Genomic DNA, 15,075 nt, shown 5'->3' with positions numbered 1-15,075 from the left:
CCAGAAGTCGACCGTCGGTGCCAACCTCGCGGAACCCGTCGTACGCCGTGGACCGCCGCGTTCCACAGCCGTAACATCGCCGGAATGTGAGTGGCATCACCGTTCTCTAGGGTGTCGCTCCGACCTGTCTGCCAGCGAGGGAGCCAGCGATGCTGCACGAGTTCGCGCCGGAGACGGCGGTGCGTGCGTCCGACGCGGGCGCGTGGCGCACCACGCTGCGGGAGCACTTCGTGCGCCTCGACGTCGACCGGCGCACCCCCGACCTCCAGGGGGCCGTGGAGAGCCGCATGCTCGGCCACGTCCAGGTCTCGACCGTCACGTCCGTCGACCAGGACATCGTGCGCACGCCGCAGCTGCTCCGCGACGGCGACGCCCTCCTGCAGGTCGGCGTGGTGCGGTCGGGGTCGGCCGTCGTCGAGCAGGACGGCCGGAGCGCGCGGCTGGGCCCGGGCGACTTCGTGGTCTACGAGACGGGGCGCCCGTTCGAGTGGCGGCTCCGGGCGCCCAGCACGGCGCGGCAGTGGGAGCTCGCGGTCTTCACCTGGAAGCGGGCGGCCTTCGCCCTCGGCGAGGCCCGCTCCCGCGAGGTGACCGCGCGTGCGTTCGCCGGTGCGGAGGGCATGGGTCGCGTCATGAGCGAGCTGCTGTGCGGCCTCGTGACGGAGGGCGCCGACCTCGCACCGGGCCAGGCGGCCGCTGTCGCCGACCACGTGGGCGACCTCGTCGCCATCGCGGCCGAGGCTCTGCCCGAGCTGCCCATGCAGGTCGGGTCGGAGGCGCTGCTCAGCCGCATCGACGCGTTCATCGACGCGAACCTGGCGGACCCCGACCTCAACCCCGACAAGATCGCGGCGGCCGTGTGCATCTCGACGCGCCAGCTGCACCGGCACTTCGCGGCCCGCGAGCTGACGGTGGCGCAGACGATCCGCACCCGCCGCCTCGAGGGCGCCCGGCGCGAGATCCGCAGCAGCATCGCGCGGGACCGCTCGCTGCGGGAGATCGGGCGCAACTGGGGCTTCGTGGACCTGGCCGTCTTCGGCCGGCTGTTCCGCCAGGCCTACGGCATGAGCCCGCGGGAGTACCGCCAGGTCATGTGCCTCGCCTCCGGCGACCCCCGCGCCGTCGTGCGCCCCCGCCGCTGACGCTGCGTCGAGTTGGGTCGGACGGCGCGGCAGGAACGCCGAGTTGGGTCGTACGGCGCGGCAGGGACGCCGAGTTGGGTCGAACGGCGCGGCAGGAACGCCGAGTTGGGTCGAACGGCTGGCACGCCGCAGCCGTACGACCCAACTCGACGCGTGAGCCGCGCCGTACGACCCAACTCGACGCGTGAGCCGCGCCGTACGACCCAACTCGACGCGTGAGCCGCGCCGTACAACCCAACTCGACGCGCGACGACCCTCAGTGCGGGTCGTCGCTGGAGTGGCCGGGGACCACGGGGGCGCCGGCGGAGACGAGGGGGGCGGCGTGGTTGACCGCCGTCGCCGCCTCGCCGAACCCGACGCTGATGAGCGTGACCTTGTCGGGGTGGCCGCAGCAGTCGCCCGCCGCGAAGACGCGGGGCAGCGACGTGCGCTGCGCCCGGTCGACCGCCACCTGGCGCCGGTCGAGGTCGAGGCCCCAGCGCTTGAGCGGCCCGAGGTCGGCCTTGAAGCCGAGCGCGGCCACGACCACGTCGGCGGACCGCTCGACCAGGCCGCCCTCGCCGTCGACGAGCCGGACGCCCTCGACGCGCTCGGAGCCGAGCACCGCGTCGACCTCGTAGGGCGTCAGCACCTCGACGGTGCTGCCGAGCAGGCGCGTCACGCTGGCCTCGTGGGCGCGGAACGCGTCGCGCCGGTGCACGAGCGTGACCCGCTGCGCCACGGGCTCGAGGGTCAGCGCCCAGTCGACGGCGCTGTCGCCGCCACCGACGACGACCACGTCCGCCCCCGCGTAGTCCGCCGGGCGCGGCACGAAGTGCACGACGCCGGGGAGGCTGCCGTCGCCCGCGGGCAGCGGACGGGGACTGAAGCTGCCGATGCCCGCGGCCAGCAGCACGGCCTTGCCCCGCAGCGTCGTGCCTGCCGCCGTGGTGAGCAGCGCGTGGTCCGGCGCGGTCACGAGGTCGACGACCTGCTCGCCCAGCACGTAGTGCGGCTTGGCGCTCGAGGCCTGCTCGGCGAGGGCGTCCACGAGGTGCTGCCCCTTGACGGCCGCGTAGCCCGCGACGTCGTAGATCATCTTCTCGGGATACATGGCGGCCGTCTGCCCGCCGAGGTGGTCGAGGGCGTCCACCACGGCGACGCTCATGCCGCGGAACCCGGCGTAGTACGCGGCGTACAGGCCCACGGGCCCTGCGCCGACGACGACGAGGTCGACATCGACCTCGACGCCGCCGGCCACCCCGCTCACGCCCCGCCCCCGCTGGGCCAGGCGGCCACCACCGGGTGGTCCGACCCGACGGCGCCCACGTCCTCGGCACCGCCCTCGGCCTCGGGGAACGCCTCGAAGAACTCGACGGCGATGTCGCGGAAGCGCTCCGCGTCACCGCTCAGCTTGTGCTCCGAGGCGATGGCGCCGTTGGGGCACGCGGTCACGCACTTGCCGCAGTCGACGCACTCGTCGGGGTGGATGTAGAGCATCCGGTCGCCCTCGTAGATGCAGTCGACGGGGCACTCCTCGCGGCACGCCTTGTCGGCGACGTCGATGCACGCGTCGTTGATGACGTAGGCCATGTCAGCGCGCCTCCCCGGGGGTCGCGTCGACCACGAGGGCGACCTCGATGAGGGTGTCGGAGAACGTCGGCGCGTTCCCGAGGTCGGCGAAGCGCGTCGGGTTGAGCTGCGACAGGGTGGACAGGCCCAACGCGTCGCTGCGCCAGTGGCCGACGTGGCAGACGGTGACGCCCGGCATGGTCGACGCGTCGACCTTGGCGAGCAGCTCGACGCTGCCGCGGTCGTTGTACGCCCGGACGACCGCCCCCGTGGTGATGCCGCGCGCGGCGGCGTCCTCCGGGTTCACCAGCAGCGTCGCCGGCTTCTGCACCAACTGATGAATCTCGATGTTCGCGAAGCTCGAGTTGATGAACGCGTGCGACTTCGGCGAGATGAGGTTGAGCGGGTAGCGCGCCGCGAGCCCCGGGTCGGTCGCCGCCGCCTCGCGCGGCGGGATGTAGTGGGGCAGCGGGTCGACCGGCTGGCCGGGCTGGTGGTCGTTGGAGCCCTGGCGGAAGAGGGGCACGACGAAGTTGCCCCCGGCTGCGGCCGACGAGACGAACTCGGTCTTGCCCGACGGCGTGTGGAAGCCGCCGTCGCGGTGGGGCGCGTACTCGTCGGACGGCGGCAGGTTGAGCCGCGAGAAGCCCTTCTCCTTCAAGGACTCCACCGTGATGCCCTGCATGGCCGGCGCCGACCAGTCGAACGCCTCCGCGATGAGCTGCTCGTCGGTGCGCGTGAAGATCGGGTCGTCGTCGAAGCCCATCGCCGCCGACAGCCGCCGGAACAGCTCGGTGTTGGGCACCGCCTCGCCGCGGGGCTCGATCGAGGGGTTGTTGTACGTCACGTAGAGGTGCCCCCAGGAGAACATGATGTCCTCCTGCTCGAGCTGCGTCGTGGCGGGCAGCAGGATGTCGGCGTAGCGCGCCGTGTCGGTCATGAACTGCTCGCTGACCACCGTGAACAGGTCGTCCCGCGAGAGCCCCTCGATCATCTTGGCCTGGTCGGGCGCCACCACGAGCGGGTTGGAGTTGTAGACCATCAGCGCGTGCAGCGGCGTGGTCAGCTCCAGCTCGCCGGTCAGCGCCTGGCCGAGCAGGTACTGGTTGACCACCTGCGTGCCGGGCGTCAGCAGCTCGGGGTGCATGAACGCGCCCCAGTTCACCGGGAACGCCCACAGCGGCAGCTGCAGGATGCCGCCGCCCGGCTTGCGCCAGGCGCCCACCAGCGCGGGCAGGCACGACAGCGCCCGCACCGTCTGGCCGCCGCCGGCGTGGCGCTCCACCGCGACGCCGATGCGGATGACGGAGGGCTGCGCGCCGGCGTACTCGCGGGCCAGCGTCACGATCGTCTCCACCGGGATGCCGGTCTCCTGCGACGCCCACTCGGGGGTGTACTGCTGCACGCGCTCGACCAGCTCGTCGTACCCGACCGTGTGGTTCGCGACGTAGTCGTCGTCCGTCAGGCCCTCGTTGATGATGACGTGCATCATCGCCATCGCGAGTGCACCGTCGGTGCCGGGCCGGATCGGGATGTGCTGGCTCGCGAGGCGCGCCGTCTTCGTGCGCACCGGGTCGACCACGACCACCTTCGCGCCGCGTCGCTTCGCCTCCGCGATGTAGGGCCACAGGTGGAGGTTGGTGCTCATGATGTTGGCGGCCCAGATGAGGATGAACCGCGAGTGCACGAGGGCCTCGGGGTCGACGCCGGCGGTGTCGCCGATCGTCATGGCGTACGCCGTGCACGAGCCCGCGTCGCAGTAGGTGCGCTCCGAGACGGTCGCCCCGAGCCGGTTGAAGAACGCGTCGCCGACGTTGAGGCCGTTGATGATGCCCTGGGTGCCGAGGTAGCTGACGGGCATGATCGCCTCGGCGCCGTGCTCCTCCTTCACCGCGGTGAAGCGGCGGGCGACCTCGGCGATCGCGTCGTCCCAGCTGATCCGCTCGAACTCGCCGGAGCCCTTGGGGCCCACGCGGCGCATCGGGTGCAGGATCCGGTCGGGGTGGTAGACCCGGTCGAGGTAGTTGTCGACCTTCACGCAGAGCCCGCCGTTCGTGTACGGCTGGTCCTTGTTGCCCGCCACCTCGACCGCGACGCCGTCGCGCACGGTCACCACCATCGCGCAGGTGTCGGGACAGTCCTGGGGGCACGCCCCGAGCACGGTCAGCTCGCGGGTCGGTGCCGTCGGTTCGATCAGTTGGGTCATCGCTCGCTCCTCGCAGGGCTGGTTCTCCGTGCGTCCAGCGTCGTCCGCGCGAGGCCCGTCCCGGCCGGGGTCGGGTGACAGGAAGTCGACGATCCGTGCCGTCGGGAGGGGCTCTCAGGCCTCGCCGCGCTCCACCCCGAGCCGGGCGGCGTCGTCCCAGGTGTCGACGTCGGCCTCCTCGCCGGCGCGGGCGGGGACCGGCGCGAGCTGCAGGTCCGCGAGCAGCCGGCGCAGGGGCATCCCGCTGCGCTCGGCGAGCGGCGGGGCGACGCGCGCCAGGGCCGCGGTCCGCACGACGAGGGCGAGGTGCCGACGTCCGGTGGCGTCGACGAGCACCGACCCGTCGGACGCGCCGGCCGGGTCCGAGGCCGCACCCACCAGCCGCCGCACCGCGGCGCGGTCCAGCAGCGGCATGTCGACGCCGAGGGCGACCACCGTCGTCGTACCCGGCGCGAGCGCCGCGACCCCCGCGAGCAGGGCGGCGGCGGGCCCGCCGTACGCGGGTTCCTCCCGCACGAACCGCACCCCCGCGCGACCGCCCGTCGGCGGGTCGCCCACCACGACGACCTCGGCGCAGTCCGCGCACGCGGCGAGGGCGCGGTCGAGGAGCGTCGTGCCGTCGTGGCGCAGGTCGGCCTTCCGCGCGCCGCCGAGGCGCGACCCGCGTCCCCCGGCGAGCACGACCCCACCGATGACGTCGAGCGTCACCCCGCGCCCAGCCCGATCTCGATGACCCCGTCGGCGGCCCGGCTCTCGGCGCGGTCGACGCTCCGCGACGTACGCCGCGCGACGAGCCGCACCCGGTCGGCCCGGAACAGGTCGTCGGACAGCTCGAACGGGGTGCCCTCCGCGGTGGCGGCGACGCGGGTGACGTGGAGGAGCGGGGAGCCGGTGGGTACGGCGAGCTCCCGCGCCTCCCGCTCGTTGGCGCGCACGACGGTCACCTGCTCCTCGGTGACGTCGGGCCGCAGCCCGTAGACCGTGTCGAGCAGCGCGTAGAGCGACTGCTCCAACGGCTGCGCGAGCAGGTCGGGCACGAGCGCGGACGGGAACCGGGCGACGTCGAGCGAGAGGGGCAGGCCGTCGGCGTACCGCACCCGCTCCACCTCCACGACCGTCGCACCGGGTGCGAGGCGCAGCGCCGCCGCCTCCGGTTCGCCGGCCGGACGGAGCACCGACCCGAGCAGCGCGGTGGCGGCGGCGTGCCCCGTCGCGTCGAGGCGCTCGGGCAGGCCCAGGCGCTCCGCCGCCTCGCGCTCGACGAGCCCGGCGCGCACGAAGGTGCCGCCGCCGCGGCCGGTACGGCGCTCCAGCACGCCCGCCCGCCCCAGGGGCACGAGGGCACTGCGCAGGGTGGACCGGGAGACGTCGAACCGCTCGGCCATCTCCCGCTCGGTGCCGAGGCGGTCGCCGGGCCGCAGCGCGCCCGAGGAGAGGAGGCGCACGATGCGACGGCGCACGTCCTCCGCGACCGCGCCGCCCTCGGTCTCCGGCAACGTGGGTCCTCCCCTGGTCGGGCCTGGTCGGGGCCTGGTCGGGCCGTCAGGCCACCGCGTCGGGCGACTCGGGCAGCACCTGTCCGCCGTCGACGACCAGCGCGTGGCCCGTGATGAAGCCGGCCTCGCGGCTCGCGAGGAACGCTACCGCGTGACCGATGTCCGCCGGGGTGCCGAGCGCACCCAGCGGGATCGACCGGACCATACCGTCGAGGTAGTCCTGGCCCATGCCCGCCAGCCCCTCGGTCAGCACGTTGCCGGGCAGCACGGCGTTGACGGTGATGCGGGCGGGCGCGAGCTCGAGCGCCGCGCTCCGCATGAAGCCCAGCTGCGCCGCCTTCGAGGCGCCGTAGTGCGACCACCCCGGGAACCCGGTCGTCGGCCCGGTGATGGACGAGGTGAGCACGACCCGGCCGCGGCCGGAGGCCTCGAGCGCGGGGAGCGCCGCCTGGACGGCGTGCACGGTGCCGCCGACGTTGACGGCGAGCACCTGCGCGAGGTCCTCCTCCGTCATGTCGCGGAGGCGGGCCTCGGGGAAGATGCCCGCGTTGGCGGCCAGCACGTCGAGGCCGCCGAGCCCGTCGACGGCGGTCGTCACGACCTCCGCGGCCCCGGCCCGCGTGGCGAGGTCGCCCGCCACGGTGACGACGCTGCGGGCGCCGGCGGCCTCCAGCGTCGCGGCCGCGGCCTCGAGGTCGGCGGTGCCGCGGGCGGTGACCGCGACGGCGGCCCCGGCACGGGCGAAGACGGTCGCGATCCCGAGGCCGATGCCGCGGGAGCCGCCGGTGACGAGCACCTTCACGTCGGAGAGGTCGAACACGGTCTCAGTCCTTCCGGTGGGTGGTGGCCGGCACGGGGAGCCGGAACCAGGCGGGGTCGTGGAGGTAGCGGCGGGCGAGGTCGCCCGTGCCCGCGCCGTACGTCGTGCCGAGGGCGAGCGCGGGCGGCGAGCCCGGGTGGGTGCCGAGCCAGGCCGTGAGCATGAGGCGGCGGAGCATGACGAACGTCGGCACCATGGCGAGGTCCTCGGCGGTGAGGGGCCGCTCGGTGAGGTAGCCGGCCAGCCACGCCGCCGCCGTGGCCTGCGCCTCCGGCTCGTGCTCGATCCACGAGGTGACGGTCGCGAGGTCGTAGAGGAACCACCCGAACCCGCAGTCGTCGAAGTCGATGACCGTGAGGGAGCCGTCGTCGCCGACCATGAGGTTGGCGTGGCGCAGGTCGGCGTGCACGAGGCCGTAGCGGTCGCGGCCCTGCCCGTACGCCGCGAGCCGGGCCCGCACCGTCCGCGCGGCCGCGTCGAGCACGGGGAGGTCGGCGGCGCGCACCCCCGGGCCGGCGGCCCAGTCGCCCCAGCGGGCGCCGGGGCCGAGGCACGCGGCGGCGTCCCAGTGGAAGCGGGTGAACCCGGGGGGCAGCTCCCACGCGGTGACGTCGCAGTGCATTCGTGCGGTGACGCGGCCGAGCTCCTCGGTGGGCAGCGCGTCGGGCCGCTCCTCCCCGGTGCCGCCCACGACGAAGGTGAAGACGACGACGTGGCGGTCACCGTCGGGCCGCGGCACGCTGACGACGCGGCGCCCGTCGAGCGCCGGCACGACCGCGTGGGCGGTGACGGCCCCCGAGGCCCGGAGCCGGTCCAGCCAGGTCAGCTCCGCGTCGATGGAGGCGGGGGTCTGGTAGCCCGGGCGGTGGACCCGGGCGACGACCCGGTCGGCGCCCGTCCCGACGAGGTAGGTCGCGTTCTCCGACAGGCTGAGGAGCCGACGGGGGGCGTCGCCCGCGCCGTACGCCGGCAGTGCGGCCGCCAGGATCTCGTCGCAGTCCTCGACGCTGAGCATGGGTCCTCCCCGGGGCGGCGGGACGGTCCCGCTCGGGGACCAGTAGACCGTCTGGATCGGTCGAGCAGACCAATTCGTCGTCGGATTTCACGGCCCCGAAACGAGATGTAACAAGCCGGGAGGGCATGCTGGCGTCGAGTCCCATACCAAAAGGAGAATCCGTGGCGACCCGCTCCAGCATCCTCGACGCGAACGCGTACCGGCCCGACGCGGACGGTCCCGGCGGCCCGGACGGCACCCGCGGGGGCGACCTCCTGCGGCGGCGCGCGGCCGCGCTGGGCCCGGCGTACCGGCTCTTCTACCGCGAGCCGCTCGAGCTGGTGCGGGGGAGCGGGGCCTACCTCTACGACGCGGACGGTCGGGCCTACCTCGACGCCTACAACAACGTCGCCAGCGTCGGCCACGCCCACCCGCGGGTCGCCGCCGCGGTGGCCCGGCAGGCGGCGACGCTGAGCACGCACACGCGGTACGTCGACGCGGGGCTCGTCGCCTACGCCGAGCGTCTCCTCGGGTTGCTGCCCCCGGCGGTCGACCAGGTGATGCTGACCTGCACCGGGTCGGAGGCGAACGACCTCGCGCTGCGGGTGGCCGCCGCCGCGACGGGCGGGACCGGCGTGATCGTGACGGAGGAGGCCTACCACGGCAACACCGCCCTCGTGACCGGCGCGTCGCCGTCGCTGGGACGCGGGGCGCCGCGCGGGGAGCACGTCTGGACCGTCCCCGCGCCCGACCCCCTGCGCCGCCCGGGCGTCGACCCCGCGGCCGAGCTGCTCGCGGCGGTGCACCGGGCGCTCGACGCGATGGCGGTCGCCGGGGTGCAGCCGTCCGCGTTCCTCGTCGACTCGATCCTGTCCTCCGACGGGGTGCACAGCCACCCGGTCGGCTACCTCGCCCCCGCAGTGGAGGCGGTCCGGGCCGCGGGCGGGCTGCTCGTCGCGGACGAGGTGCAGCCCGGCTTCGCCCGCACGGGCAGCGCGTTCTGGGGCTTCGAGCGCCACGGCCTCGACCCGGAGATCGTGACGATGGGCAAGCCGATGGGCAACGGCCTCCCCATCGCCGGGATGGCCGCACGGGCCGCCGTGCTCGAGCCCTTCGCGTCGACGGTGCCCTACTTCAACACCTTCGGCGGCAACCACGTCAGCGTCGCGGCCGCGGCCGCCGTGCTCGACGTCATCGAGGAGGAGGGCCTGCAGGAGAACGCCGCCCGCGTCGGCGCCGCGCTCCGCGCCGGCGTGCGGGAGGTCGCCGCGCGCCACCCCGTGGTCGCCGACGTGCGCGGCGACGGGCTGTTCGTGGGGGTCGAGCTGGTCGCCGCGGAGGGCTCGACCGAGCCCGGGTCCGCGCGGGCCGCCGACGTCGTCAACGCCATGCGCGACCGGGGCGTCCTGACCTCGGTGTGCGGGCCGTGGGGCTCGACGCTCAAGGTCCGCCCGCCCCTCGTCGCCACCGAGCACGACGCCGCGCGGTTCGTGGAGGTGCTGGACGAGGTGCTGGCACTTTCCCCGGTCGACCGGGGAACACGCCGCTTAGACCATCAACATTGATGGTCTAAGTGACACTTTCCCCGGTCGACCGGGGAAAGTGACGGGCCGTCACCGCCCCGCCGTACGCCGCGCGAGGTCGTCGACCACGTCCTCGAGCCGCCCGGTGCGCTCGTGCACGGCGCGCTGGGCCGCAGCGCCGCTGGTCGCGAGCAGCCGGGACACGCCCTCCTCGAGCAACGGCCGGTCGCCCGCGTCCGCGGCCGCATCGGCCACCACCCCCAGCACACCGGCGACGACGTCCGCGGCGGGTGCAGGCTCGCCGTACGGGCGCTCGGCGTGCAGCAGCCGCCCGTGCGGCCCCTCGCGCGCGGCCAGCCAGTGCGCGGCGCGCAGGAGCTCCGTGCGCCACCCGACCTGAGGCAGGGCGTCGCGGGCGGCGGTCTCGACGAGCGCGCGCACGAGGGCGACGAGCACGACGACGTCGCGCCGCTCGGTCATCACGTCGGCGACGCGCACCTCGACGGTCGGGTAGTCGGCGGCGAGCCGCGCCGGGAGGTAGAGCATCCCGGTGTCCCGCGCCGCGCCCGACCGCACGAGCGCCTCGGTCGCCGCCCGGTAGCCCGCCAGGTCGCCGAACGGCTCCGTCACGCCGGCGCTCGGCCACCGCGCCCACTGCTGGCTGCGCCAGGACGCGTGGCCGGTGTCCCGCCCGTCCTCGAACGGCGAGTTGGCGCTCAGCGCGAGCACCACGGGCAGGTAGGGCGCGATCCGGTCCAGCACCCGCACGCCCTCCTCCGGCGACGCGATCTGGACGTGCACGTGCATGCCGCAGGTGCCGGCGGCGCGCACGACCGCGCCGTACCGCTCCGCCATCGCCCGGTAGCGCCCGTCGTCGGTGAGGACGAGCTCGTCGTGGGGGAGCGGCACGGTGCCCGCCGCGACGAGGAGGAGCCCCGCCTCGTCGGCCGCGGCCACCGCCCGCTCGCGCTGCGCCGCGACGTCCGCGGCGAGGTCGCCCAGGTCGGTGTGCGGCTCCGTCGTCAGCTCGACCTGGTGACGGAAGAGCTCCTTCTCGAGCCCGTCCGTACGGCGCCCCGTCACCTCGGGTGCCTGCGCCCGGGCCGCGCGCGTGCGCGGGTCCGCGAGCCACATCTCCTCCTCGACGCCGACCGACCGCCCACCCCGGGGGGTGTGCGGTTCCTGCTGTCCACCTGTCGCTGTCACGTCGCGACGGTACCCACGGGCCGGACCGGCCGTGGACGCCCGCGCCTGCCACCGGCAGGATGCGGTGCCATGACCGACGAGCTCGTCCACCTGACCCACGCCGACACCGCCGACGGCCGGGTCGCCACCCTCACCCTCGACTCCCCGGGCAACCGCAACGCACTCTCGCGTCGGCTCGTGACCGAGCTCCTCGACCACCTGGCGACCACCGACGCCGACGACACCGTCACGGTCGTCGTGCTGCGCTCGGCCCACCGCGTCTTCTGCTCGGGCGCCGATCTTTCCGAGGCGGCCACCGTGCCGATGGAGGAGGGGGCGCGGGCGGTGGTCGAGGTGCAGCGGCGGATCGTGGCGCACTCCAAGCCGGTCGTCGTCGTGCTCCCCGGCCCGGTCCGGGCGGGCGGCATCGGGATCGTCGCGGCCGCCGACGTCGTCGTGGCGAGCACCGCGGCCACGTTCGCGCTGACCGAGGTGAAGCTGGGGGTCACGCCGGCGGTCATCTCCCTCACGGTGCTCCCGCGCCTCACGGACCGCGCCGCGTCCCTGGCCGCGCTGGGGGGCGAGGTGTTCGACGGGGCGCAGGCGGCGGCGTACGGGCTGGTCACCACGGCCGTCGCCCCCGAGGAGCTCGACGCCGAGGTCGACCGCGTCGTGGGGTCCCTGCTGACGGGCGCCCCGCAGGGCCTCGCGGCGACGAAGGCGCTGCTCAACGCGCCGCTGCTGGCCCGGATCGACGCCGAGGGCGAGGCGATGGTCGAGCTGAGCGCGCGGCTCTTCCGGTCCGACGCGGCCCGCGAGGCGATGACGGCGTGGTTCAGCCGCTCCCGCTGAGCCGTGCCGTGCTGAGCCGTGCCGCCGAACCGTGCCTCAGGTGATCGCGACCAGCTCGGCGAGGTCGTCGCCGGGCAGGTCGCCGTCGACGATCGCGTGCACCTGCGAGACGTGGAGCTGGATGCCGCCGCCGTGGTTGTCGCAGAACGCGGTGTCGGCGGCGTCCCGGCCGGTGGCGATGCGCACGAGGCTGGAGCGCGGCGCGAGGCAGGTGGCGTCGGCGACGTGCCACGTGTCGCCGACGAGGGCCTCCGCGACCGCGTGGAAGTCCATGGGGTCGCAGCCGGGGGCGTAGACCGCCGCCAGCCGCGCCGGCACCCCGAGCGCCCGCAGCAGCGCGACGGTGAGGTGGCTGTAGTCGCGGCAGACGCCCGCCCCGGCCAGCAGCGTGTCCTTCGCGGAGTCGGTCGGGCCGCTCGCCCCGGGCACGTAGTCGAGCCGCGACCCGACCCAGGCCGCGACGTACGGCAGCAGCACCGCGGCGTCGTCGCCGTGCTCCTCGACGACGTCCGCGAACTCGGTGGCGGCGAAGCCGAAGAACTTGTCAGCCTCCGCGTAGCGGCTGGGCCGCAGGTAGAGCGAGCGCTGGTGCGCGGCGCCCGTGGCGGGGCGCGCCCGGCCCGTCACCTCGGCGTCGTAGTCGACGACCAGGCGCCCCGGTCCGGCGTCGAGCACGTGGATCCGCGCGCCGGCCGGGTCGCGCACCTCGCGCACGTCGACGGGGCGCCCGTCGAGGGTGCAGCGCAGCGACTCCGCGACCTGCCCCTCGTCCCACGCGCCGCTCACGGCGACCTGCAGTTCCACCTCTGTGGGGTCGAAGACCTCGATCTCGAGGTGGCACCCCATCACGCGCTTCACGGGCACCATTGTGCGGGGTCGCACCAGCGCGGCGGCGGGCGCCGGGGTGTGGCGTACGGCGCGTGCCGGACCACGGTCGCGGAATCCGATTCGTCACGGGGCGGGGGTACGCTTCTCTGCTTGCCCGTATCGCCGGGCAGAGGAGTCGCAGAGCCCCGGTGACGGGTGGGAAGAGGGCACGAGACGTGACGCAGGACCCGACCCAGGGACAGGGCACCGACGAGCAGGTCGCGGAGCGGGAGGTCGCCGCCGAGCAGGCGTTCGTCGACCACGTGCAGGCCGAGCTCGTGGCCTCCACCGAACGGGCCCGCCGGCTCGCTGACGAGGGGCACCAGCGCGGCAGCCTCGGCCACGAGGGCGGGCTCGTCGAGCGCGACGCCATGGTGTTCCAGGCGGCCAAGCGCATCGCCCAGCTCGACGCCGCGCACGAGGGTCTCGTGTTCGGGCGGCTCGACCTGACGAGCGAGCGCGACCCCGAGCCGCGCTACATCGGGCGCATCGGCCTGCGCGACGAGAACCACGACATGCTGCTCATCGACTGGCGGGCGCCCGCGGCCGCGGTGTTCTACCAGGCGACCGCCGCGAGCCCCCAGGGCGTCGTGCGCCGGCGCGTGCTGCGCTCGGCCGGCACCGTCGTGGAGGGCGTCGAGGACGAGCTGCTCGACGCCGAGGCCCAGGAGGCCGAGGAGGCCGCCGGCCGCGCGCTGCCGATCATCGGCGAGGGCGCGCTGATGGCCCAGCTGTCCCGCGCCCGCGACCGGTCGATGCACTCGATCGTCGCCACCATCCAGGCCGAGCAGGACGAGGCCATCCGCGCTCCCTCGAAGGGCGTCGTGGCCATCTCGGGCGGACCCGGCACGGGCAAGACGGTCGTGGCGCTGCACCGTGCGGCCTTCCTTCTCTACAACGACCGGCGTCGCTTCGAGTCGGGCGGCGTGCTCGTGATCGGCCCGAGCGGCGTGTTCATGCGCTACATCGAGCGCGTGCTGCCGAGCCTCGGCGAGACCGCCGTGGCGCTGCGGTCGCTCGGCGAGGTCGTCGACGGCGTGCGGGCGAGCCGCCACGACGAGCCGCGGGTCGCCGACATCAAGGGCTCCGAGCGGATGGCCGAGGTCGTGCGACGCCTCGCCCGCCAGCAGGCGCCGGACTCCCCGCGGGAGTTCTCCCTGTTCTGGCGCGACAACCGCCTCGTGCTCGACGGCACGACGCTCGGCCGCATCCGCCGCCAGCTCATGGGCCAGGGCCTCCGCAACCGCCAGCTCACGCGGGTGCCGCGGGCGCTGCTCGACGCCCTGTGGCGCCAGGTGCGCTCCGAGCGCGGTCGCGACCTGGGGCGGGAGTACTTCGACGAGGACCTGCTGTCCACCCGCGCCTTCCTCGACTTCGCCACCGCGTGGTGGCCGCCGCTCGCCGCGGTCGACGTCTTCACCTGGCTCCGCGACCCCGACCTGCTGGGCCGTGTGGCCAACGGCCTCCTCGAGCCGGAGGAGCAGCGCCTGCTGCTCAAGTCGTGGTCGGACGGGCCCGTCGACGCCCGGAACGGCATCGGCATCACGATCGAGGACGTGCCGCTCATCGACGAGCTGCGCTACGCGCTCGGCGACGTGCCCGCGGCGACGGAGTCCGACACCGACCTCGACGACGTGCTCGGGCACCTCGAGGGCGGCGTCGACATCCAGGAGCTGACGACGGCCTCGGACCGGGAGTACGCCCCCCGCGGCCGCACCTGGGCCCCGCCCACCCACCGCATCGAGGACGACCCCTACGCCCACGTGCTCGTGGACGAGGCGCAGGACCTCACGCCCATGCAGTGGCGCATGGTCGGCCGCCGCGGCCGCACGGCCTCGTGGACGATCGTCGGCGACCCGGCGCAGTCGTCGTGGCCGGTGCCCGCGGAGTCCGACGCCGCCCGCGCGGCGGCCCTCGAGGGCAAGAAGCAGTTCCGCTTCCACCTCTCGACGAACTACCGCAACTCCTCCGAGATCTACGAGTACGCCGCGGCGTACGCCGAGCGCGTCGGCCTCGACGCCGACCTGCCCGACGCCGTGCGCCGCACCGGTGCCGCGCCCGTCGAGGTGGGGCCCGTCGCGGACGCCGACCTGGAGGAGGCCGTGCGGGCCGAGGTCGCGCGCCTCGCCGACGCGGTCGCCGGCACGGTCGGGATCGTCGTGCCCGTCGCCCGTCGCTCCGAGGTCAACGGCTGGCTCGCCGGCTGGCCCGAGCGCGCCGAGGACGCGCCGTCCGCGGCCCGCTCGGTGGACTCGTCGGTGACGCCGAGCGGCACCGACCGCGTCGTCGTGCTCACCGGCCTCGACACCAAGGGCCTCGAGTTCGACGGCATCGTGGTCGTGCGCCCGCAGGAGATCGAGGACGAGTCGCAGACGGGCCGCGCGACGCTCTACGTCGTGCTGACGCGCGCGACGCAGCTGCTGAGCACGGTGGGCTGAG

Annotated in this window: 13 protein-coding genes; 4 read left to right on the top strand and 9 right to left on the bottom strand. The window is 74.8% G+C overall.

What is annotated here, in order from left to right; all coding sequences use genetic code 11:
- Positions 1-149: 149 nt before the first annotated feature.
- Positions 150-1,142, top strand: coding sequence for an AraC-like ligand-binding domain-containing protein (locus tag QE405_RS16130; RefSeq protein ID WP_307202584.1), 993 nt, complete (start codon positions 150-152; stop codon positions 1,140-1,142).
- Between the two features lie 256 nt (positions 1,143-1,398).
- Here the strand turns inward: QE405_RS16130 and QE405_RS16125 are convergent, their stop codons facing one another.
- The 7 genes from QE405_RS16125 to QE405_RS16095 all read right to left on the bottom strand — a co-directional run bounded on the left by QE405_RS16125 (position 1,399) and on the right by QE405_RS16095 (position 8,230).
- Positions 1,399-2,391 (bottom strand): NAD(P)/FAD-dependent oxidoreductase, encoded by a 993-nt coding sequence (locus QE405_RS16125; RefSeq protein WP_307202582.1) that lies wholly within the window; start codon positions 2,389-2,391, stop codon positions 1,399-1,401.
- Complete coding sequence (fdxA, locus tag QE405_RS16120; RefSeq protein WP_307202580.1) at positions 2,388-2,714, bottom strand: ferredoxin; 327 nt, start codon at positions 2,712-2,714, stop codon at positions 2,388-2,390. The genes QE405_RS16125 and fdxA overlap by 4 nt, the downstream gene beginning before the upstream one ends.
- 1 nt (position 2,715) lies before the next feature.
- Positions 2,716-4,899, bottom strand: a complete 2,184-nt coding sequence (locus QE405_RS16115) for a molybdopterin-containing oxidoreductase family protein (protein ID WP_307202579.1) — start codon at positions 4,897-4,899, stop codon at positions 2,716-2,718.
- A gap of 114 nt (positions 4,900-5,013) precedes the next feature.
- Positions 5,014-5,607: a molybdenum cofactor guanylyltransferase gene (mobA, locus tag QE405_RS16110; RefSeq protein ID WP_307202577.1), complete on the bottom strand. Its 594-nt coding sequence runs from the start codon at positions 5,605-5,607 to the stop codon at positions 5,014-5,016.
- Positions 5,604-6,395, bottom strand: coding sequence for a GntR family transcriptional regulator (locus QE405_RS16105; protein WP_307202575.1), 792 nt, complete (start codon positions 6,393-6,395; stop codon positions 5,604-5,606). The genes mobA and QE405_RS16105 overlap by 4 nt, the downstream gene beginning before the upstream one ends.
- A gap of 46 nt (positions 6,396-6,441) precedes the next feature.
- Positions 6,442-7,215, bottom strand: a complete 774-nt coding sequence (fabG, locus tag QE405_RS16100) for a 3-oxoacyl-ACP reductase FabG (RefSeq protein ID WP_307202573.1) — start codon at positions 7,213-7,215, stop codon at positions 6,442-6,444.
- Positions 7,216-7,219: 4 nt separating this feature from the next.
- The gene (locus tag QE405_RS16095) at positions 7,220-8,230 is read right to left on the bottom strand and encodes a phosphotransferase enzyme family protein (RefSeq protein WP_307202571.1); all 1,011 of its coding nucleotides are present in this window, start codon (positions 8,228-8,230) and stop codon (positions 7,220-7,222) included.
- A 161-nt stretch (positions 8,231-8,391) separates the two neighbouring features.
- Between QE405_RS16095 and QE405_RS16090 the strand changes: the two genes are divergently transcribed.
- Positions 8,392-9,774 carry an aspartate aminotransferase family protein gene (locus QE405_RS16090; RefSeq protein WP_307202569.1) on the top strand — a complete coding sequence of 461 codons (1,383 nt, stop codon included), beginning with the start codon at positions 8,392-8,394 and terminating at the stop codon, positions 9,772-9,774.
- 48 nt (positions 9,775-9,822) lie between these two features.
- Here QE405_RS16090 and QE405_RS16085 read toward each other — a convergent pair whose 3' ends face one another.
- Entirely contained in the window at positions 9,823-10,938 is a 1,116-nt protein-coding gene (locus QE405_RS16085) for a carboxylate-amine ligase (protein ID WP_307202567.1), read from the bottom strand.
- A 69-nt stretch (positions 10,939-11,007) separates the two neighbouring features.
- Between QE405_RS16085 and QE405_RS16080 the strand changes: the two genes are divergently transcribed.
- A complete protein-coding gene (locus tag QE405_RS16080; protein ID WP_307202565.1) occupies positions 11,008-11,769 on the top strand; it encodes an enoyl-CoA hydratase-related protein in 762 nt (253 codons plus the stop codon).
- A gap of 36 nt (positions 11,770-11,805) precedes the next feature.
- Here QE405_RS16080 and QE405_RS16075 read toward each other — a convergent pair whose 3' ends face one another.
- Positions 11,806-12,627, bottom strand: a complete 822-nt coding sequence (locus QE405_RS16075; protein ID WP_307202563.1) for a transglutaminase-like domain-containing protein — start codon at positions 12,625-12,627, stop codon at positions 11,806-11,808.
- 185 nt (positions 12,628-12,812) lie between these two features.
- Here QE405_RS16075 and QE405_RS16070 point away from each other — a divergent pair, with 185 nt between their 5' ends.
- Positions 12,813-15,074 carry a HelD family protein gene (locus QE405_RS16070; RefSeq protein ID WP_307202561.1) on the top strand — a complete coding sequence of 754 codons (2,262 nt, stop codon included), beginning with the start codon at positions 12,813-12,815 and terminating at the stop codon, positions 15,072-15,074.
- The last annotated feature ends 1 nt before the right edge of the window (position 15,075 follow it).

Origin of the sequence: Nocardioides zeae, from assembly GCF_030818655.1 — a bacterium.
GTDB classification, from domain to species: domain Bacteria; phylum Actinomycetota; class Actinomycetes; order Propionibacteriales; family Nocardioidaceae; genus Nocardioides; species Nocardioides zeae_A.
The sequence above is the reverse complement of the archived record's forward strand: the minus strand, read 5'-3'. Positions and strand labels throughout refer to the sequence as shown.